The organism is Williamsia deligens (genome assembly GCF_024171765.1).
Classification (GTDB): Bacteria; Actinomycetota; Actinomycetes; order Mycobacteriales; family Mycobacteriaceae; genus Williamsia_A; species Williamsia_A deligens.
Map to the genome: position 1 here is coordinate 462,231 of NZ_JAMTCI010000001.1, position 20,191 is coordinate 482,421.

The window sequence follows — 20,191 nt, forward strand, 5'->3', positions numbered from 1 at the left end:
GGCTGATGGCATGGCCCGCCATGTCGCGGCTGGGTCTCATACGCGGAAAGAAGCGTTGATGTTAACCGACATCCGAAACTTGGCGAGGTGGTTCGACTCTGATGAGTGGCCAGCGCTGCCGTGCCCCCGGCCAGATTGCTCCGGTCGACTTTCAATGCCCGCCGACGAGATCCGGCACGACAAGTGGGACTACACGCACCAGAACTGGCAGGACTGGGGCGACCCGACCGATATCGAGGCCGTGTTCGTAGGCAGACTTCAGTGTTCGCGGGCGAAATGCCAAGCCGTTGTAGCCGTCAGTGGTCTCTACGGCGTTCAGTACGCCGACATCCGTGGCAGTTACACAGATGTGCTGCGCGTGCGGACGCTCTTTTTAGCGGTGCCGCTCTTCGAAACTCCGCCCGGCACGCCAGGCAGCGTTGCCTCGGAACTGCTACGCGCAGCGCAGCACATTTGGCTAGACCCAGGTGCGGCTGCAACATCACTCCGTCGCAGTCTCGAGGCTCTGCTGACGGAGCAGGGTGTACCAACACAAAAGGGCCCATGTCTTTTACGGCTCCACCAACGCATTCTGTTGTTTCGGGATATGTCCCCAGAAGTCGGCGATCTGGTTGAGGCAGTTAAGTGGGTGGGAAACGACGGGACCCACGCCAGCGGCAGTCGGATGACGGCCGACGATGTACTTGACACTGCCGAGATGATCGAAGTGGCTCTAGGCGTGCTTTACGCAACAAATGCGGCCATCCACGCCCGAGCCGCCCGAATTGTAGCCGCAAAGACTCTTGTCCCGTAGGGGTTCTGGAGCGTCGTGCCAATGAGACAACTCAGCAAACCAGCGCCCGAGCGTCTTGCCCGTCTAGCAGTGTTGCAACTAAGCCCCGAAACACAAACGCTGGCGCCTAGCCGCGCACTCTCGCGTTGACCATAGTGCGTGCGCCAGTGTAATAATTAATTGAAGATAAGCGCCAAACACCGCTTCATCCTATCGGCCGCTTTGCGGATTCGCTTTGGGCTTTGACCGCGCGGCGGCCGTTCCACAGCTCATAACCAGGCGGCTACCCCGCCGTGCCCGGAGCATGTACCCCGTCGGTGCTGGCTAAACGAATAGGTGCCGTCCTCGCACTGCGCGGTCGCGTCATCCGGTGCCGAGTTCGCGGCAACCGGGCTGTGAATGCAGTTGCCGTCAGAATTGACATACGAATTGCCACCGCATCCTGACCCGTAATCATTGCCGGCCGGGGGCGGTGCCTGATACGTCTTCGTGGGCGGTGGGACGTAAGCCTGGACCGGCGGAGGCGTCGCGCGAGACTGGGTCGTGGGCGGTGGGACCGGGGACGGGGTGGCTTTCGTCACCGGCGGTGTCGCACCGCAGCCGGTCAGAACGCGGATCATGGCGTCCTTCTCGGGCTGGGTCACCCAGAGCTTGTAGATCGCTTTGACATCGATCTGGCGCGAGACATAGGTGCACCGGTACGACGTATTCGACGGCAGCCACGTCGCCGCGTCACCGTCACTCTTCTGCTCATTCGTCGGACCGTCAGTCGCCTGCAGGTTGCGTGGATCGTTCGCGAAGTCCTGGCGCTGCGCAGCCGAAAGCTGCTGCGCGCCCGTCTGCCACGCATCCGACAGCGCCACCACGTGATCGATCTGAACAGCCGACGAAGCAGTTCCGCCTGTGAACGCGATTGTTCGCCCGGTATACGGGTCGGCCAGCGACCCGGTCAGCACAGTGCACCCGTGCGAGCCGGGCTTGATCGTGGTCGTGGTGAGGTCTCGGCGCAGGATGTCGTTGCGGGTGTCGCAGCCGTTGTGTCCGGACTTGACGTCGACGTCATCGGTCCAGGCTTGGCCAAACATCTCCCGGCCGTGCCCAGTCTTCGGCGCCCGGCCCTTCACCGGCAGCGACTCGAGCTTGGTGAGCGCAGCGTTTGCAGGCGCTGCGGAATCCACAGGCCTTGCGACCGGAGCCACCGCCAACGTCGGCTCCGGGGTTGGTGCCGCCGATGGGGTGGTCATCGCTGGCGGCGTGCTCGAGGTGCTGACGGCGCCCGCCGATGCGGTCTTGGTGCTGGTGTCTGTCTCCTGCTTCGGGGCGACAAGCCCGATGATCAGGAAGGCCACGAACACCGCGGCCAGAATGAATGGCCACTTACGGCGCTTCTTTGGTGGCTGCGGCGGTAGCCAGCTGGGGAGATCGCCGGGACGGTCAAAGTTGAATCCGGACAGATCCGGCGGGGGCGCAGACACGAATAGATGGCTTTCTGGCACGAGGGAGGCGGGACGCGAGGTGTCCCGAACACATGTATACGTGACGCCGCACACGCCGTTACATCAATTTGATCCGGATCACTCGGGCGCGCATGAGTGTGCAGCGCCTAAACCTTCAGGCCCGGCGACGACGCGCCCCGTGGCGGCACGGTTGGCCCGCAGCACCGCCGGGCGACCTACCGCCTTGAGGAAGTTCGAGTGCCGTTGCGGCTGCGAAGTTTAGTCGCGTCGTTCCTCGGCTTGCTCTACTGTCCGCTCGGCCAGCCGCTGCGACGCCGCCTTCAGAGGGCGGGCGCCAGCAACTGGCGGCGCTGCAGGGTGTAGTTCGGAGGGCCCTCAACCGCGTGGGACGGAGGGCGGGAACAGCGGCGCGCACGGAGCCGTCGGCGCGGGGTGCTCGGACGGGGAACTCGCGCAGCACGGTGAGCGTGGCGAGTCGCAGCGGGATCCGCATGGGGACGCTGACCCGACGCCTCATCGAACGTCCCTGGTGCCTCCAGAGCGGCAGCCTCCTGGCGAGAACACAATCCGAATTGGATTCAGGAAGGTTCGGTATCTGACTGGCGACGCTCCGACCGGACTGTCTTGCAGAAAGGAAATCGAGGCGTCGCCGACGGGTAATCGAGTCGGGTCTAGCGCTGTGTGGGTGAATCGGGTCCCTCGTACCCTTGCGTGGACAGCACCACGTCGAGCCAAGTTGTCGAGTAAGGCCGGCCTCGCAGCCAGCCCTCTGGGAGCAATCGCGAGATGTCGATTTGATGCAACCATGCCGGAGCATCCACCTCTTGGAGGCGGGCTACCAGATAGGCCTCCCCTCTCGGCGCTGGATACCCCAGCCGCTCTAGCGACTTGCGGGTGGCTCCCTCCCACACCCCGACGCGGGCACAAAGAGCCAACTGCGAGTCTTCGGCTGCGGCTCCGTATAGCAGCATCAAGGGACCGTCCAGCGCTTGCTCACCCCGAGCCACCGCGCCTCTACGCTCACCAGTTCGGACGTTGTAAAGGCCCGTATGGCGGATCCATCGCCAATGGGCATCAGACCGCACATAACCGAGAAGCACCCCCGTGTCGGCCGGAGGAAGCTCGCCGACTGGCGGCTGAGCAAGTGGGTTGTCTGTCCCCTCACCCGCATAAGCGAGCGCTGACCAGTAAGTCGCCCGTCGGTATCGGGTTCCTGACGCAGCAACATGTTGAATCGAGCGATTGACGAACTCGGCAAGCCTAGTCGTGTCCTGACCGCTCTCGTCGGGCCGCAGGGGAAAGGCACCGAGTCCGGGTAAGAACTCACCTTCTGCGAAAGCGAACTCGGCCGCTCTCGAACCGGGGAAGAGAACGTAGGAGCCGGCCGACGCACGAATCGCGTCCCTATAGGCATGCATCTTCAAAAGGTCGGTCCGCTTACTGGTCCCGCTACGGCGCTCCGAGTCTTCCTCCTCAGCCACTTCGCCCGTCTCAAACGGACTCGCCCAATCGACCCGATACTTTGCATCGAAGTGGAGCCATGTCTCTTGGCCACCCGGAGCGCGAATGAGAAGGCTTGCGTCAGGTCGCATGGGACGAGTCCAGCTGGCCTCGCGAAATTCCTTGTTAAAGAACAAATCAATGAGCACCGCCTGGCCCGCAACGACGGTCTCGAACTTGAGCCGCGTCATTGCGTCTGCCCTCAGCACCAGCGACATTCCGGTCCCTGACGCCGCAAAGAGCTCTGCTGCGACATCGCGGCCTCCGCATGCTTGCGCAACGGCGTCGGCAAGCCGAGTGAAGGTCCAGTATTCGTACAGGGAGGCAACGCTCCTGCGCGACACGAGCAGCAAATCCTCGAGATCAACGTCTAGCCCGACGGTGCCTTCGACCAGTGCCCATGCTGCATATAGCTGTCGATACCCCTCACGGCGACGCAGAACCTGGTTGTCACCCGGGAACACCGAAAGCGGCTCGACCTCTCGAAATAGCGGCACGGAGAGAACCTCATCAAGCAAAGCGACCAGATCGCCCGCTTGCTCGACGCCGCGGCGTTTGGCCGCGCCTCCTAGCTTGTCGGCTTTTCGAACCACTTCAACCGCGATCGCACGCCACCGCTCTAAAGCGAACCGGGCGAAGCGATTTGCGATCGTGTCAACCGTTTCTTCCGTCCGGTCGATAAGCAGAGAACGGGGCATGGAAGAAAGTGGCCCGCGCGGCGTCAGTACCCGAGCTCCTGGCCGGCCGAGCTGACCCCCCAACCTAGAGGACCCGCGCAACGGACGTCCTGGAGGGCGAGGCTCCTGAACGGACTCCCAAGCCCGGTGTGGATCAGCAAGTATTTGAGAGATGGCCCACAAAAGATCAGATCCGGCAAGCAAGGACTGCAGAACCGCAAATTGCTGGTAGAGCAAGCGCGGAGAGTCGCCCGCCGCGCCTCCATACAATCCCGAGCTCGGCGCAAAGCCCTGGTGCATCGCCTCTATCGAAAGCTCCGCCAGATCCGCCAGCATCCGGCCGAACGCCTGTTCATCCGAGAACTTTGCACTGCGTACGTCGAACCGCCCCCGATAGTTTTCACCTGATGCAGTAGTGACCATCACCGACACGACGCCGACGGACTCTCCTGGAAGGAGGCGGCCCGCGGCGAAAGAGTTGTCGTCGAAGTCAAATAGCTCGGAAGGCTCAACTTTGCTAATTTGCTCGGATAGGTCGAATTTGAACCGGTAGACACCGCCCTCTCGAAGAACGACTGCACCCGCGGCAGCAACCTCAGGGTTGAGATACGAAGCTCTCGGCAAGCTCGATATGGTTAGTCGACCGCTTAGGTCGCCATCCCCAATCAACTCCACCACCGCTGGAATCATTCTTAATCCGTGAAGCTCACAAATTGATTGATTTCGGCGGAACGTAGCATGCGCCTCAGCTTTGATGCGCTCAGCGGCAATGCCGCCATGTCTAAATCATTCAAGGCGAAGCCTTGATCCGCATCCGCATCCGGTGTAGCAGCGAACGCGGCTAAAGATTTCAACACAGGTTCGGCACGTCGCCGTGAGCCGTGAATCTTCGGCAGGATTTTCAGAAGGACTATGAGATCTAAGGCCTTATTCCGCTCAGCCACACCGAGCTGTTGGAGCGCTGCAGCGAACCTCAAAGCTTCATAGAACACGCGGTGGCCAAACTCGTCGTCTGTATCTGAGAGTCGTTTATGCAGATCGCGCAGTGCGGCTGACACTGCACTCCTCCGATTGGTCCCTTCTTGCCACCGGTCGTCCCGGACGAGCTCGACCATACCGCGTAGGTGCGCGACATCAGCGGACGGGATGGCGCTTGGGCGGACGATCTCATCGGAAAGATCTTCGGTGCTGGTTCGAACCTCGAAGGTCGCCGCACGATCGAGCACTTTGGGTGAAAACTGATAGGTCGTTTCGTCCACGTTCACAGTTCCAATTACGAAAATGTTGCGAGGAAGTGCTACCAGTCGTTCTTCCGAACTCTTTAACCGCCACTCACCATCCGGCCCCACCGCTAGATTCGGAAGAACCGCGTCACGGGATTCGAAGCCGGAAAGGAAGTCCGAGAAGTATCGTTCGACGTGCGCTAGGTTCATTTCGTCCAGCAACAACAGGTACGGCATATCGGGCTCTTCCACCGCGGACAGAAAGAAACGTAGAGTGTCGGGCACGAACCATGCGGCTCTACCATTCAACGGTGGACGCAACGCGTCTTCGTAACCAAAAATCGCCTCGGGTCCAGTCCAGTCCGGACGGACCGCGACCGGCAGGAAACGTCGGCCGTTCGGCCCTGATCCAAACCACTCCCCGAGACGGAGGGCAAGCTGAGTCTTGCCACTCCCCGACATTCCAGCCAACATCACCAACGGTTTTGTCACCAACGCCGCGAGGAGCGTCAGTACGAGGTCGCCGTGCCCGGTACGAACCCGAAGGCCCGAGGCATCTACCGCATCTCGGAAGGCCGACGCAATCTGTGCAAGTGACGACACACCCCCTCGTTCCACCTTTGGCTTATTAGCATTGTCGATGGCGCTGTCCGATAGATCGAGTACCGCATCAATATCACGAAGGATTTCCGCGTCGTCAGGCACGGATCCGCGGGCGTAGAATTTGTGGACGATTGTGCTGGCCGCGTAATCCCGCGCAAGAGTACCGTTCCCTAGCGAAATCGCGTTGTCCGCCATGAACGAACGACTGCGGAGATCCGGAGTTGCTAGAGCTCTTACCCTCGAGGCGGTCGCCTCAAGCTGCTTTAGCATGTGATCGCGTCCCAGCTTTTTTAGCTCTTGTGTTCCCTGCGCAAGTGTGACGTACACACCCGACATATCCTCGCGGAAGAGGAGAACCGGGTAGATGCCACTTTGCGTTGTTTTAGTGACGCGGCCGTCTAGCAGAGCAATCCACGGCGCCGCGGCCCAGTTCCCGAGACCTACAGATCCCTTCACTTTTACGTGCGGTCTAGCTATCAGCGGTCCACTCTGTCCAATCCGCTCTTGCAGCGATCGCAGCGTCGCCATGACTGGGTGCGACCCGCTAAAGCTCCCCGTGCGCGCTTCGCGGTACTCGTCCATAAACTGTTCGAGAAGTGACTGAACTGCCCTGCCGCCGGGCTCGGTCTTGAGGATGACGTCGAAGCCAGCAGGTTTGTAGGCTGCGCGCAGTTGGTGTCCACCGTTGAACTCAGTGTTCTTCAGAGTGCCTTCGTCCGGATGGTCGAGTCCGTACGCGACCCCCGCTATGGCCTTGGGGTCGTACTCGCGGCCGTCGACCACAAGGGCGTAGGCCGTAGCGCGCCCAAACCCGTGTTTGCTTAGGAACGCGTCCCGGCCGAGGTCGTCGTACTCCCGAATCGCTTGCTCAATAGCGTCTCGCGACAGCACTCCGAGGGCCATCAGATCAATACCGTCCAACACATGCAAACAACCTTATGTAGGTCGCGGCCATTTGTGGGTCGGCGCGCCACATGAGTAGAGCCTCTTCAACTCGTGGTGGTACGCAAGGAAACGCGTAGACGCGAATCGGTCGAGGACCAGGCCCGCTCGGCATTTGCTCCGTGTGCGCCTCCGTCACGTGCGCAGCATTCTGTTCCGATGAAAGGACAGGTCCAGCAGGGGCGTTGGGTCCAGAAGCACCCGACCTGACCAGCCTGAGTCAGAAGTCGCCCCTGTGTCGCTAACCTGAGTGCTGCGGACCGACGGGCTTCCTTCCAGCGTCGATGCCACCGGACATGCCCCCACCGCACGAATCCTTTCGTGCTGCCTTGGGGACATCAAACGTGACTTTGCTGCGGACCACCGCCGATCGTGTAGCGCTCGCCGATCCAGACTCTCTGGTGGAGCAACTCTTGGAGCAGATGGTGCACCAGCGGGGGTACAAGCCAGCTCCGGCAGAGCAACAGTCATGGCGGCGGTCGCTGCCCGTTCTCGCGGGGGACCTCCGTGAGGCGGGACTCGGCGACGTCGAGATGCTCGTCGAATATCACCTGCCGTTGACTTCGCAACGAGCCGACGTCGTCCTAGCCGGTACCCACCCGACGACCGGCCGGCCTTCGTACGTGGTTGTCGAGTTGAAGCAGTGGTCGGCAGCGGCCTCATTCGAGGGAAACCCGGAACTCGTGGCGGTCCCCGGAATGCCCGGCGGCCCGAAATTGCATCCCGTTCTGCAGGTGCGCGGATACTGCAACTACATTGCAGACTTCGCGCGTGCGCTCGAATATCAGCCGGACTCGCTCGCGGGCATGGCTTATCTGCACAACGCTAATGACTCCACAGCAGTCGTGGACTTGACCTTAGTCCCGGTCTCGACAACTGGGCGGTTCTTCACCGGGGCAACGCGTGGAGCAATGATCGCCTTCCTAAAATCGCGACTGGCACCATTACCCGGCCGAGCGGCTGCAGACATCCTACTCAACTCGGCGGTCGCGCCGTCGCAGCAACTTCTCAAGGTCGCAGCGGACGAGGTTCGCAATCGCGAACAGTTCCATTTGATCGGCAACCAACAGCTCGCAGTCGACCTGGTGGTGCATGCCGTCGACCGTGCACGGCGCGCAAACTCGAAGCAAATCATTGTGGTGAGTGGTGGTCCGGGGAGCGGCAAGAGCGTGATCGCGTTGTCGTTGCTTGGGGAGCTGTCGCGGCAAGGCCGGACCGTACTGCACGCGACCGGGTCGCGATCATTTACGCAGACGCTCCGGAAAGTTGCAGGCCACCGCGACAAGCGAGTCCAATCGATGTTTAAGTACTTCAACCAGTTCATGGACGCCGGCACAAACGATCTCGATGTGTTGATCCTGGATGAAGCGCACCGTATCCGCGAGACTTCCGTGGACCGGTATACGCGGGCCGCGCTGCGAACCGGTCGTCCGCAGGTCGATGAGCTTATTTCAGCCGCTCGTGTTCCCGTCTTCCTTCTTGACCAGCACCAGGTAGTTCGGCCAGGCGAGATGGGGACGCGCGAGCAGATCGAGGCATATGCGGCCCGACTCGGAATCACTGCCCATCACGTGGAACTTGGTGAACAGTTCCGCTGTGGCGGTAGCGAGGAGTACATGCTCTGGGTTGCAAGATTACTCGGGCTGCGCGACGAACCCCCCAGTCGTTGGCAGGGAGATCCCCAGTTCGAGGTTCTCGTCGCCGGCAGCCCAACCGAGTTAGAAGCTATTTTGCGCAGCAAAATCGACGACGGTTACTCGGCACGTATGACTGCCGGCTATTGCTGGCCTTGGAGCAACGCCCGGGATGACGGAACGCTCGTCGAGGACGTTGAAATCGAGGATTGGTCCCGCCCATGGAACAGCAAGAGCGACCGCCGAATAGGCGATGCCCCGCCTGCGCCTCTGTGGGCGACCGACGACGGCGGGTTCGGTCAGGTCGGGTGCATCTACACCGCGCAGGGCTTTGAATATGACTGGAATGGCGTGATCATCGGCCCCGACCTCCTGTGGCGTGACGGACGGTTCGTTTCGGTGCGACACGCCAACCGCGACCCCGACTTCAAGAACTCGGTAAAGGTCCCCGACGAACACTTCGACGTCCTAGTCCGCAACGTTTACAAGGTGCTACTTACACGCGGAATGGTGGGTACCGTCGTCTACTCGACCGATCGCAGAACACGAGAAGCCCTCCATCAGTTGGTAACTAGTTAGCTACCTGACCGGGACAACCACCTCGTTGCGGCGTCGGAAGGGAAGGGTCCACGGCGGGTCGTAGAACCAGCTGACCGGGTCGCCGGTCGTCTCAATGCCATTCGCCGACAGGGCGTCGAGCAGCTCCCTCGTCTTTGATGTGACCGCATCGGGGCTGCGAGAACCCGTGAACCTGATTGCGGCGACGGACTCTTCCGGCACCTCGACGAGATGCACGCGATCGTCTTTCGGCGTCGGGAGCGTCCCCATCGTCCACTTCGACGGCATGAAGAAGCGGATGACCCAGCCGTCGGCGTCGCTCGACGTCGAGACCGGCGCCGTCATCGCGATCTTCTGACCGCTTGTCGCACCCTGGCTGACGGGAGCGGTCATCGCGACCTTCTCGCCCGCCTGGTTGCCGCCGAAGATGTAGCCGGCCAGACGACGGAACCCGTCGGACCGCGCCTGCTCCTCGTCGACGCCCTGCACAGTGGTCTCCGCAGCGATCCGCGGACCGTACCGACGGATCTCGACGCTGTCGGTCAACCGGCGCGTGGTGTGCTTCGGCTCCTCGGTCAGCACGCGCACGCCCACGATCCCCAGCGCGGCGTCGGCCACCTGCTCGGCAACGTTCACGACTCTCGACAACACGTCGCTCATCCCCTCGGTCCTGTTCCGGATATCTCTGAGTTTCTGAACGATGGCCGGCCCGGGTTCGTTCCTCCCGCTACCGACCGGCCACGCCGGACCACGAACCGCCTGATGACCCATTACGGGCGCCGACCACAGTCGTTACAGCGCAGCAGCGACTGCCTGCTGCCCTTTGATACTGAGCTGCTCCTGCAAGAAGGCGTTCATCCGAATGGGGTCGGATGCGAGGAGATCCGCAGGCTGAAGTTCGTCCCACGTCTCGAAGTCGGCTGGGTCCTCTGCGGTGATGACGCCGATGCCGTGCTCTGCGGCGATTGTCACCACAGATGCGAGTTGCTCCTGTTTCGCGTCACCGAGCTCCTGGGGCACTTGAAAGAGCGTGTACGCATGCGTCGCGGCCCGGCTGTGGGAGAGCGCTTCGTATACCGCAAGCACGTCGATGTTCATGACCCTCTTGACTTCAAAGGTGATCAGTTCGAATCGGGGCGGCACCAACTCGAAGTGGCGGAACCCCACGACGACCAAATCGGGCCGGGTCCAGCGACCGCCCGTTCGGCGCTGTCCCCCAAATGCCGTTGTCTCGCAGGCGAGTGGCCTGAAGACCGCGGTTCTCACTCCATGCCGTCTCAAGGGTGTCGCGGAGTTTCGCGTACATCGCCGGCTCCGGTGGAGGTTCTGACCCGCGACCATCACCCGGCTCGGTTCGACGCAAGGTACCGCCTCGGCCGACACCCTTGATGACGACTTGCTTCTCGAGTAGACCCTCTCGCGCTCGCGCATAGCGGGTCCTCGGCCACCCGAGTCTCGACCGGAGGGCGCCGTTGCCTTCGGTCTCGCCACCCACGGGCAAAAGACACATCAATTTGAACTCGTCGTCCGTAAGTTGCACGTCAGCCACAGTTCGAGAGTGCACGAATAGGTGGGCCACGTTGGACTAAACGACGAGACGCGGGTATCTGGGGATCGAGGCCGGAATAACTAGCACGCTCGTACTACTCGGTGTCCGACGGGCCGATCCATCGAGGGTATTGAGGAACGTCCGGGGCTATCGGACCACCAGAGGGTCGAACCATTTGATTGCTGGTCGACGACTTGACCGCGTCGGGAAAGACTGATCCCCACCACGCGGCGCAACTCGCCGGAATCTCCTGAGCCTCAACCGAACGGAGTTGTGTGATCGACCAGGGCGCGAAGACATTCCACGTCGGCGCTCGTCCTTTCTCCCCGGTCGCGTACGTTCCGGAATCTTTCACCCCCGACGTCCCGGCAGAAGCGTTCGCGGCCTTCTCAAGCGTCACGAAGACCGCACGAAAGAGGTACTTGCCGGCCTCAGACGGATACGGGGTCAACCCGTAGCTACAGACTTTCGCGTCGATGCTTGAGGCGTCGCTTCGCAGCTCGGTCAGTCGGTAGTAGATCACCGAAAATTCCGGAACGCTGGGGTCGAAACCTTCGGTGGCGTAGCCAAAATTCTTGTTCCTCAGGCGCGGGTCACCGTATGAAAAATCGAGAGGACCGATCGCTTGTTGGTAGCCGACGAACGAGTGGTCAGGCCCATGGGCTTTCGCGAGCAATCCAGCCTCCACCGAAGCCCTCACCAACTCGGCACCACGCGTGAAGAGGTCAATTCCGGTTGACGCCGACCACACGTTGGACCAGGGCACGTCTGCACTGTTCGCCACCGATGCAGACGGTCGCGGTGGCTTCGCGGGTTTACCGCTTCCACATCCTGTTGCAAGGACGGCCATCGTAAGGAGGACCACGATCGCCTTGACAGCGCTACTTCTTGTCATCGTGCCGATACTGGACGACGGTGTCGTAGGCCTCGTCGAAGGACGTCGAGTCTCGACGGTTGTTCAGACTGTTGAACATCTTCTCGAGTCCATTCGTGACATCCGTGTCGTTGACGCCCGACGATCGCATCTCCTGATAACTGCGAAGCGTCCCGTCCTCGTTGACTGCCCAGGGGAATTCGTTCGTTACTGCAGGATCGAGCTTTCCCGCCCCCTGCAGCACATTCCAATAGTTCATATTCACGCGCGGCCCGAGCGGTTCGGGTGCGTCAGGGCTCGGGCCGCTGTCAGGCTTGGAACCGATCAGTGCATTCTTCAACTGGTCGCCACCCATGTTGAGCGCCGTCTGAGCCTCGTCCGACCCCACGGGCAAATGCGAGATGCCGAGACCGGCCAAGTTGTTCATCTGATTGAACGCCTGCTCTTTGCGCTCGTACGCTTGCTGGACTGCCTGTTCGCCGTACTCGTCGCGCGCCGCGAGATACGTACCTTCGTCGACAAGACCTTGCACCCGGCCGGCACCCACCAGATCTGCACCCGAACCAGGCGCAGTCGGGTTCTGTCCGTAGGTGTGCTCCAGGCCAAGCTGATGGTTGTAGGCGGCGGCGTCGAAGACTTGTCCCGCCTGGTCATCAGTGTTCATGAGCGCGAACACGTTTGCAGCGCCCACATACTTTCCATTTCCATCGTCTGCCCAGTCACCGGTGCTGAAGCCTGGGGAGTGCGCCGCTCCGGCCAAGTCTGAAATGTAGGGCGCCATGCTCTTGGACAAGGTCCGTAGCAGTTCCGGGTTCAGCTCGCCGACTGATTTGCCGTCGGTTCCCGGGATGGACGACAGCGTCGCCCATGCGTCGTTACTGCTGGAGGCGCGCGCCACGGCCTCCATGATCTGGCCGGTACGCGGATTGTCGAAATCGTTGTCGCCGAACGTGAACAGTCGGCCCACCGCTTTGCCGTCGTCCGACCAGCCGTGTGTCTGGACGTCGTTGACAAATTGCATTCCCGTGTGAGGGTCGTTGACCATCGACGCGACAACGTTCTTGTCGTCGCCGATGTTGGAGAAAATCGATTCGGTCAGGGCGTGTCCCGGCTCCGCACCGTGTCCGTCGACCATCAGGCTGGCGTGCGGCGACTGCTCCACCTGAACCTGAGCGTGCAGGTACTTTGCGCCGACATCCGCCAGAGACCGGTCCAGATCGCTACCCGCTTGGAGTCGGTGGTCGCCACCTCCCGCGATTGCGGCGATCGCTTGGTTGTTGGCGACCCCAGACAGTGCGAACTGTTTGTCCGCGGCGCCGGAACCGGGCGCTCCGACCCGACCAGGAGTGGACGTTCGAACGAGGTCGTCGCGGGTCAGCGAGGCCTGCATCTGCTTCGGCAGCAGCGCCATTCCGCCGTTCGTGGGCACATCCTTGTCGCCCACCACGCTGGCGGTGACCTTGCTGTTGGACCCGATCTGCAGCGCGTTGGCGACGGCTGACCGCGACTCGGGCGGCATCTTGTCCATCGCCGCCTTGATCTCCTGCGGGCTTTTCCCGTCCAGCGACCTCGACAGCGCGTTGATGTACTCCATCTGCGACGCGGGGATCGCCGCGGTGTCGCCCGCCTGAAGTCGCGCGATCTGGTCTGGCGTCAAACTGCCGGCATCTTTGAGGCGCTCCTGCTCCTCGGGGCTCAGATCGTTCGGATGCTCCACCAGCTGACGGCCATCGCTGGTTCCCTGCTGGCCGCTGAGCGTGGCCGCGTTCGTGAACGTGGCGATGAGCCCGGATCGAAGTCCGTCCAATGTCTGCTTGGTTGTGAGATCGGCATTGAACGCGGCGATCGCCGCGTCGTTGATTGCCGTCTGCCAGCTGACGCGTGCCGCTTCGCGCGCACCGTCCGAGGGCGGCCCGGCAATGAGGTCGGTGACGGTGAAATCCTCGCCAACACTGAACTGATTGCTTTCAGCACCCTGAATCGCACTCTTCGCGGCTTTTACGTGGGCGTCGATCGCGTGGTAGCCCTGTTCGGCCGTCGACGCCAGGTTCTCGAGTGTGTCGACGACCCTTATGGCGGTCTTCTTGTCTGCGGTCGCGCGTGACTGAGCGCTCTCCGCCGCGATGCCCTCCCAGTACGACCCGCTGGTCTGATTCACTGCGTCGACGTATCGCGAGAAGAGCGACTCGATCGACGCCCCGGTTTTCCGCCAGGACGCCGCCATCGTCTCGAGCTGCTCAGGCTGCCATGACTCCAGCTGCGACCGGGTGAGTCCGCTCAAGGCGTCCCACCTGTGCTCCAGTCGCCTGTCGCCGCACTGAAGGAATCCGCGATCATCTGGCTGTTCGCACCGTCGCGGTCCTGGTACTGCTTCGCTACGGCGACCATGATCTCGCCGGTTTCACCCAACCGCTCCTCGATTGCCGGGACCAGTGCGCCGCCGATGATGTCGCTGTCGATGGATGTGGCCTCGCTCACCGACTGCATGGTGCTTGCCGAACCGGCAGCATGCTGGGTTTTCAGTCCCGCCGCCTCCGACGACAACTGCTGCAGCGTTCCCCCCAGCGCATTGAGATGATCGATGTCCGCCTTCACCGAATCCACAACCAAATCCCTTCGACGACGCCAATCGGGCATATCGTCACCCACTTCGCCTTATCTGTGCAAACGAACAGCCGACCTACCTGTGGACAACTCACCGCTGCGACGTCCGCGACGTCCGTACCCGCAAAGCTCGAGCTGAGTATTTCCCCGCTGTTCGGCAGACGTCCGTAGAGATCGAATGAGCGCATGGACACCATCGCTGTTCCGACCCGCCGCCAACAGATCGCTACGGCATGCTCCGCCGCTGCCGTCGTCTGTGCACTCATTGCGCCGATCCCGCTGATCGGACCGCTGACGAGCACAGAGTTCGCCTCCGATTTCGAGAACGGGACCCACACCGCGGACTACAGCGGGGTGGTAGCGGCCCAATGGATCGCGGTCGCGACGATCGTGTTCGCCGTTGTCGCGGTGGCGCTCGACGACGCCCGGGCACGCACCATCGGCGCGCTGATTCTTGTCGCACCGGCCATGCTCGTGCTCGCAGGAGCGCTCGGTCAGATCATGTGAGCAGCTGCTGTCAGCCGCTGATGCGCTTCGCGGCCGCGGTGACCACCTGACGGAAGACGGACTCGTCGGGCTGGCCCATGAAGTTGGAGACGCTGACGAGCACGGCGCCGTTGGGGATGGGCAGCAGGGCGACGTACTGGCCGGTGGTGCGCGTCGACGAGCCGGGGATCTGCGCGACGGTCTCGGTCTTGACCACGACGCTGCCGCTGACACCCGGGGTGTCGATGTCGAGCGTCGTCGCCTTCTGTGTCGCGGTGACCGTGTTGCCGCCGACGGTGGTGGTGATCTGGTGGGTGGCGCAGTCGCCCAGGTTGTAGCGACGGAACTGGTCCACCGAGCCGTTGGCGCCCGACGCTGTGGTGCTGACGGCGTTCACGATCGCGGCACCGGTCGAGTTGTCGGCGAACAGTGCCTTCGGTGTCGAGAGCGCCTGCTGGGCATCGAACTTCGAGAGATCAGGCTGACAGGATGACGGGCTCACCTTCGCGCCCTTCGTCGCGTCGGTGAGCGATCCGACGGCATCGCCCGCACCCGGCGGCAGTTGCTGCTGCTGGAAACCGCTCGGGACGTCGGACTGCTGCAGCAGGTACTCAGTGAGGGGCTTCGACGACGCATTGCCGGACGCGGACGCGCCCGCAGCTGCGCCCTGCGTGGTCGACGTCGTCGTCCCGGAACTGCAGGCCGCGGACGCGAGGACCGACACGGCCACGATCCCGCTCAGCGCAACTCTCTTCACGACAACACCCTCCACTCATTCGTCGGCGTACGGATACTAGACGGACGTCAGAGAGCGACGTCGCGCCGACCACCTGCGGATGTCGTGGGCCTGATCACGAACGTGAGGACCTCGCACAGGACTGCAGACCACCACCTGACGGGATTCGACGAAAGTCGATGGAACCGGATCGAGCCTCTGTGCATCCAATGAACATGAGACTCGACGAAAGGCAGCGGGTGGTCGCCGAGATACGCGGCGACGGTATCGGTCTGGACCTGGAGGGGATGGGGCTCGAGGGGTGCCTCACCATCGGGGTCCGGAGAACACTGATCGGGGGCGGTCGGCTTAGGGTCCTGCCTGATCTCGGTGCACTGGAGGTGCGGCCGGCCGACGACGTCGGACTCGCCGGGCGCGCCGAGTTCCTGGTCCCGGTCTGGCGCGGGGACGCCGTCTGGCTCGACTTCACGGCGACGGCCCCCGCGACAGTGCCCGTGCGGGTCTCGCGGGACGACGGGCCGGAGACGCTGTGCCTCGTGCCGCACGACCCGTGGATCGAGCGGTGTCGTCGGCTCGACGGCTCCACCCGCCAGCTCACCGCTCCCCCGCAGGGGGCGTCCCGCGTCGACATCCGCATCGGGGGGTCGGATGTCGACGGCGGCGAGACGCTGTCGCTGCACCTCGTGGACGCGATGCTTCTCGCGCAGGCCGGGCTCGAGCTGCCCGAGCACGACCCGCTCGAACGCATCGACTACGCCGAGCACAACCTGCTCTGGCCGTTCCTCGACTGACTCGGCTCCAGGCCGCTCAGGGCTGCAGTGTTCTCCGCATGATGAGGCGCGGCATCTTCGAGGCGACGGCGTCGGTCTGTCCGACGACCTCGAAACCGACTGCCTCGAACATCTTTCGCGTGCCGACGAACGCCATGGTCAGGTCCATGCGGCCCGGCGGGTCGACGGGGTAGGACTCGACGGCGGGCGCGCCGTGCGCGGCGGCGTAGTCGACCGCGCCCTGGATGACCTGGCGGGCGACACCCTGCTTGCGGTGACCGCCGCGCACGACGACGCAGATGATGCTCCACACGGGCGTGTCGTCGAGCGGGCGTATGAGCTTGCTCTGCACCAGGCGCGGGGTGTCAGCGCGCGGGTTGATGCTGCACCAGCCGACCGGCACCCCGTCGCGGTAGGCGACGACGCCGGGCGGGTGGTCCCGCTCGCAGAGGGCTCGCGCGGCGCGCTCCCGGGAGCCCTGGCCGAGCTCCTCGATCTGCCTCGCCTGCAGTCGATGAGAGAGACACCAGCAGTGCGTCGTCCGACGGTTGGGGTTGATGACGTCGGCGAAGTCGTCGAAGCGGTCCGGCGTGACCGGATGGGTCTCCCACGTCATGGGGGTCAGCATCGCGCAGACGTCGGGGTGCGGCAAGAGACATGGGGACGCACAGCGATCTGGGGACAACGTCATCGAAGGGGGTCGGATGGAGATGGATCTGTCGGGGGTGCGCAGCAGCGTCACGTCCATGTTCCCCGAGATCAGCGGCCCTGCCGCACATCAGGACTGGCGTTCACGGCTGACGCCGGCCGTAGACGACGACACCGCATCCCACCGGCCGCTGACGCTGGTCCTCGAGCCCGTCCATGACGAGACGGGAATGTGTGATCTGGCTCTGCGGATCACCGTGCCGAGTGAGTTCGGGCTCCGAGGCCGGCGGGAGATCGACTGGGACGAGGTGTTCGCTGTCGGTGGTCCCCACGACATCTTTGCGACGAACCTCGAGGAGATCGACCCCGAGCATCTGGCGGCGGTCCGCGCGCTGGCCGCGGTCACGTGCACGGGCAGGGCCCGACATCGTTCGGTGACCGCGAGCCTGGGCCGGTCGTCGCCGCAAGTGTGGGAGTTCTTGCGACGGGCCGTCGACGCCGGGGTGACCATCGAGCCGGACAGGTCTCTTCAGGTGTACGGCGTCGAGGTCGTCGACCCGGTGACGCCGGGCCTACAACTCGTGGCGGACGCCGACGGCGGTGTCACCATCCATCCGTCGGTGACGGTCCCCGCCCCGCACCGCGGCACGTCGTCGGCGATGAGGTTCGGGGATCGGCCGCACGGCGTCGCCGTCTTCGGGACGACCACGCTGTATCTGGCCGGCCTCCTCGACACCGATCCGCTGGTCCGCGACCTCATCGCGGGCAACCCGGTCCACGTCCCCCGCCGGGACGTCGACGAGTTCGTCTCGTCGTATCTCCCCGCGATCCGCGAGCGGGTGCACGTCCGGGTCGATCAGTCCGTCCAGGGCGAGGTGATCTCGCCACCGACACCCGCTCTGGTCGTCCACGTCGCGGTGGACGGCACAGCGCGGATCGAGTGGACGGTGCGCTACCTCGTCGACGAGCGGTGGCGCGAATTCGACGCCCGGTACGAGATCGACGAGGACCCGCTCCGGGACGTGGCGGCCGAGCTGACCCTGTGGGACTCGGTGCGCGACGCGCTCGAGCGGACGGTCGCCCTCGCCACGCGGTGGTGGGAGCAGGCGGTCCGTCACGAGCAGCAGGACGTGTGGGCGTCGAGGACATGGATGGAGCGGCTCGACCCACTCCCCCGCGACATCACACAGGCGCCGACGTCGGTGCTCGCCCGCGTCTACACGCTGTCCCCGGTCGAGGCGGCTGTGCTGATCGGCGAAGTGGTGCCCGAGCTCCGAGCGCGAGGCGACATCCTCGTCGAGGTCCACGGGGACATCGGTCGGCTCCGACCGGCGCGACGTGCGGCTGTCGTGTCGTTCGGGCTCGGCGCCGACGACGTGCGCACCGACTGGCTCGACCTGTCCATCGACGTCGACATCGACGGTGAGCCCGTGCCCCTGCCCGACGTCCTGTCGGAGCTGGCGCGCGGCGCGACGCACATGCTCCTGCCGTCCGGCGTCTACTTTCGGCTCGACACCCCGGAGCTGCGCCGCCTGTCCGAGCTGTTGGCCGAAGCACGAGCCCTCGGCGAGATCCGCGACGGTCGCGTCCGTCGAGACTCGATGAACGCATCCCTGTGGGATGAGGTGCTGGGGATCGGCGTCGTCGACGAACAGCTGTCGGAATGGCGGGGCCGCATCGCGAACCTCGCCTCGGCGGAGCCGCCGACTCCGGTGGCGGTCCCGTCTGCGGTCAGGGCGGAGCTGCGGGACTACCAGCGTCGCGGGCTGGACTGGCTGACGTTTCTGTGGCGCAACGGGATCGGTGGCATCCTCGCCGACGACATGGGCCTGGGCAAGACGCTGCAGACCCTGGCGTTCATCGCACACGCGGACAGCCCCTCGCCGTTTCTCGTCGTCGCGCCGACCAGTGTCGTCGGGAACTGGTTGTCGGAGGCGGAGCGCTTCGTCCCGGATCTCGCGACCGTCGGGATCCTGGGTTCGGAGAAGCGGTGTGGGCGAACGGTCGCCGAGTCGGTGGCCGGCGCGCGAATCATCGTGACGTCGTACGCCCTGTTCCGGCTGCAGTTCGCGCAGCTGTCGGCGATCTCGTGGGCGGGAGCGATCTTCGACGAGGCGCAGTTCGTCAAGAACTCCGCGAGCAAGACCCATCAGTGCGCACGCCGGCTACAGACTCCGTTCACCCTCGCGATCACCGGCACGCCGATGGAGAACAGCCTGTCGGAGCTGTGGGCGTTGTTGTCGCTGACGGTCCCAGGGTTGTTCCCCGCGGCCGAGGTGTTCACGCGGTACTTCCGCAAGCCCATCGAGGTCGGTGGCGACCCGACGAGGTTGTCGTTGCTGCAGCGTCGGATCAAGCCGGTGGTCCTGCGACGCACGAAGTCCGAGGTCGCGGCAGACCTCCCACCGAAGCAGGAACAGACGGTGGTGCTCGCCCTGCATCCCGACCACGACCGCATCTACCGGGCACGGCTCAACCGGGAGCGGCAGCGGCTGCTCGGCCTGCTCGACGACTTCCAACGCAACCGCATCGCGATCCTCAGCTCGCTCACCATGCTGCGTCAGCTGAGCCTGCACGCCGGGCTTGTCGACGACGACCACGCGGGGGTCGCGTCGGCCAAGGTCGACCACCTCGCCCGCGTCGTGCCCGAACTCGTCGAGGCGGGCCACAGTTCGCTGGTGTTCAGCCAGTTCACCGGATTCCTGCGCATCGTGCGTGACCGTCTCGAGGCGGAGGGACTATCGGTGAGGTACATTGACGGCTCGATGTCGGCGCACGCCCGGGCGTCGGAGGTCGAACAGTTCCGCGTCGGCGGACCGTCGGTGTTTCTCATCAGCCTCAAGGCCGGCGGGTTCGGGATGAACCTCACCGAGGCCGACCACTGCTTCGTCTGCGACCCGTGGTGGAACCCGGCGGCCGAGGCGCAGGCCGTCGACCGCGCACACCGCATCGGTCAGACCCGGCCCGTGAGCGTGTATCGCCTGGTCTCGGCGGACACGATCGAGGAGAAGGTCGTCGCGCTGCAGGAGCGCAAACGCGCGCTTTTCGACGCTGTTGTCGGTGACGCGGACGTGTTCGGATCGGCGATCGACGCCGGCGACATCGCAGGGATGCTGGGCGGATGAGCGGGGACTGTGTTTCACCGAGGCCGGAGGTGA

At 63.8% G+C, this 20,191-nt stretch carries 15 protein-coding genes; 5 read left to right on the top strand and 10 right to left on the bottom strand.

The genetic code is table 11. From position 1 onward, the window contains the following. Nucleotides 1–58 precede the first annotated feature (58 nt). Complete coding sequence (locus LX14_RS02135) at nucleotides 59–793, top strand: DUF4145 domain-containing protein (RefSeq protein ID WP_505011333.1); 735 nt, start codon at nucleotides 59–61, stop codon at nucleotides 791–793. Nucleotides 794–1,041: 248 nt separating this feature from the next. Here the strand turns inward: LX14_RS02135 and LX14_RS02140 are convergent, their stop codons facing one another. The 3 genes from LX14_RS02140 to LX14_RS02150 form a co-directional block, all read right to left on the bottom strand. Beyond that, nucleotides 1,042–2,127 (bottom strand): GmrSD restriction endonuclease domain-containing protein, encoded by a 1,086-nt coding sequence (locus tag LX14_RS02140; RefSeq protein ID WP_372505234.1) that lies wholly within the window; start codon nucleotides 2,125–2,127, stop codon nucleotides 1,042–1,044. Between the two features lie 773 nt (nucleotides 2,128–2,900). Further along, a complete protein-coding gene (locus LX14_RS02145) occupies nucleotides 2,901–5,096 on the bottom strand; it encodes a DUF2357 domain-containing protein (protein ID WP_253645637.1) in 2,196 nt (731 codons plus the stop codon). A gap of 2 nt (nucleotides 5,097–5,098) precedes the next feature. Further along, entirely contained in the window at nucleotides 5,099–7,156 is a 2,058-nt protein-coding gene (locus LX14_RS02150) for an MrcB family domain-containing protein (protein ID WP_253645638.1), read from the bottom strand. Nucleotides 7,157–7,518: 362 nt separating this feature from the next. On the opposite strand from LX14_RS02150, the gene LX14_RS02155 reads away from it, so the two are divergent. Further along, a complete protein-coding gene (locus tag LX14_RS02155) occupies nucleotides 7,519–9,387 on the top strand; it encodes a DNA/RNA helicase domain-containing protein (protein WP_253645639.1) in 1,869 nt (622 codons plus the stop codon). Here LX14_RS02155 and LX14_RS02160 read toward each other — a convergent pair whose 3' ends face one another. From LX14_RS02160 to LX14_RS02180, 5 genes are all read right to left on the bottom strand, one after another. Next, on the bottom strand, nucleotides 9,388–10,026 hold the full coding sequence (locus LX14_RS02160; protein WP_253645640.1) for an SOUL family heme-binding protein: 639 nt from the start codon (nucleotides 10,024–10,026) through the stop codon (nucleotides 9,388–9,390). Between the two features lie 132 nt (nucleotides 10,027–10,158). After that, complete coding sequence (locus LX14_RS02165) at nucleotides 10,159–10,797, bottom strand: hypothetical protein (protein WP_253645641.1); 639 nt, start codon at nucleotides 10,795–10,797, stop codon at nucleotides 10,159–10,161. 212 nt (nucleotides 10,798–11,009) lie between these two features. Next, nucleotides 11,010–11,681, bottom strand: a complete 672-nt coding sequence (locus LX14_RS02170; RefSeq protein WP_253645642.1) for a hypothetical protein — start codon at nucleotides 11,679–11,681, stop codon at nucleotides 11,010–11,012. Between the two features lie 115 nt (nucleotides 11,682–11,796). Continuing rightward, nucleotides 11,797–14,070 (bottom strand): TPR repeat domain-containing protein, encoded by a 2,274-nt coding sequence (locus tag LX14_RS02175; RefSeq protein ID WP_253645643.1) that lies wholly within the window; start codon nucleotides 14,068–14,070, stop codon nucleotides 11,797–11,799. Continuing rightward, complete coding sequence (locus tag LX14_RS02180) at nucleotides 14,067–14,393, bottom strand: hypothetical protein (RefSeq protein ID WP_253645644.1); 327 nt, start codon at nucleotides 14,391–14,393, stop codon at nucleotides 14,067–14,069. The genes LX14_RS02175 and LX14_RS02180 overlap by 4 nt, the downstream gene beginning before the upstream one ends. A 186-nt stretch (nucleotides 14,394–14,579) precedes the next feature. Between LX14_RS02180 and LX14_RS02185 the strand changes: the two genes are divergently transcribed. Then, nucleotides 14,580–14,900, top strand: coding sequence for a hypothetical protein (locus tag LX14_RS02185; protein ID WP_253645645.1), 321 nt, complete (start codon nucleotides 14,580–14,582; stop codon nucleotides 14,898–14,900). 10 nt (nucleotides 14,901–14,910) lie between these two features. On the opposite strand, the gene LX14_RS02190 is transcribed toward LX14_RS02185, so the two are convergent. Beyond that, entirely contained in the window at nucleotides 14,911–15,636 is a 726-nt protein-coding gene (locus LX14_RS02190; protein ID WP_253645646.1) for a hypothetical protein, read from the bottom strand. 194 nt (nucleotides 15,637–15,830) lie between these two features. Between LX14_RS02190 and LX14_RS02195 the strand changes: the two genes are divergently transcribed. Further along, nucleotides 15,831–16,406, top strand: a complete 576-nt coding sequence (locus LX14_RS02195) for a hypothetical protein (protein WP_253645647.1) — start codon at nucleotides 15,831–15,833, stop codon at nucleotides 16,404–16,406. Between the two features lie 16 nt (nucleotides 16,407–16,422). Here the strand turns inward: LX14_RS02195 and LX14_RS02200 are convergent, their stop codons facing one another. Beyond that, entirely contained in the window at nucleotides 16,423–17,013 is a 591-nt protein-coding gene (locus LX14_RS02200; RefSeq protein WP_253645648.1) for a GNAT family N-acetyltransferase, read from the bottom strand. Nucleotides 17,014–17,089: 76 nt separating this feature from the next. Between LX14_RS02200 and LX14_RS02205 the strand changes: the two genes are divergently transcribed. Beyond that, nucleotides 17,090–20,158, top strand: coding sequence for a DEAD/DEAH box helicase (locus LX14_RS02205; protein ID WP_253645649.1), 3,069 nt, complete (start codon nucleotides 17,090–17,092; stop codon nucleotides 20,156–20,158). The last annotated feature ends 33 nt before the right edge of the window (nucleotides 20,159–20,191 follow it).

Excerpts from the sequence above, each read along its gene's own strand:
- LX14_RS02195 (WP_253645647.1), top strand. The coding sequence starts at position 15,831 with ATGAGACTCGACGAAAGGCAGCGGGTGGTCGCCGAGATACGCGGCGAC.
- LX14_RS02160 (WP_253645640.1), bottom strand. The coding sequence starts at position 10,026 with ATGAGCGACGTGTTGTCGAGAGTCGTGAACGTTGCCGAGCAGGTGGCC.
- LX14_RS02185 (WP_253645645.1), top strand. The coding sequence starts at position 14,580 with ATGGACACCATCGCTGTTCCGACCCGCCGCCAACAGATCGCTACGGCA.
- LX14_RS02205 (WP_253645649.1), top strand. The coding sequence starts at position 17,090 with ATGGAGATGGATCTGTCGGGGGTGCGCAGCAGCGTCACGTCCATGTTC.
- LX14_RS02165 (WP_253645641.1), bottom strand. The coding sequence starts at position 10,797 with ATGCGCGAGCGCGAGAGGGTCTACTCGAGAAGCAAGTCGTCATCAAGG.
- LX14_RS02145 (WP_253645637.1), bottom strand. The coding sequence starts at position 5,096 with ATGATTCCAGCGGTGGTGGAGTTGATTGGGGATGGCGACCTAAGCGGT.
- LX14_RS02135 (WP_505011333.1), top strand. The coding sequence starts at position 59 with ATGTTAACCGACATCCGAAACTTGGCGAGGTGGTTCGACTCTGATGAG.
- LX14_RS02200 (WP_253645648.1), bottom strand. The coding sequence starts at position 17,013 with ATGCTGACCCCCATGACGTGGGAGACCCATCCGGTCACGCCGGACCGC.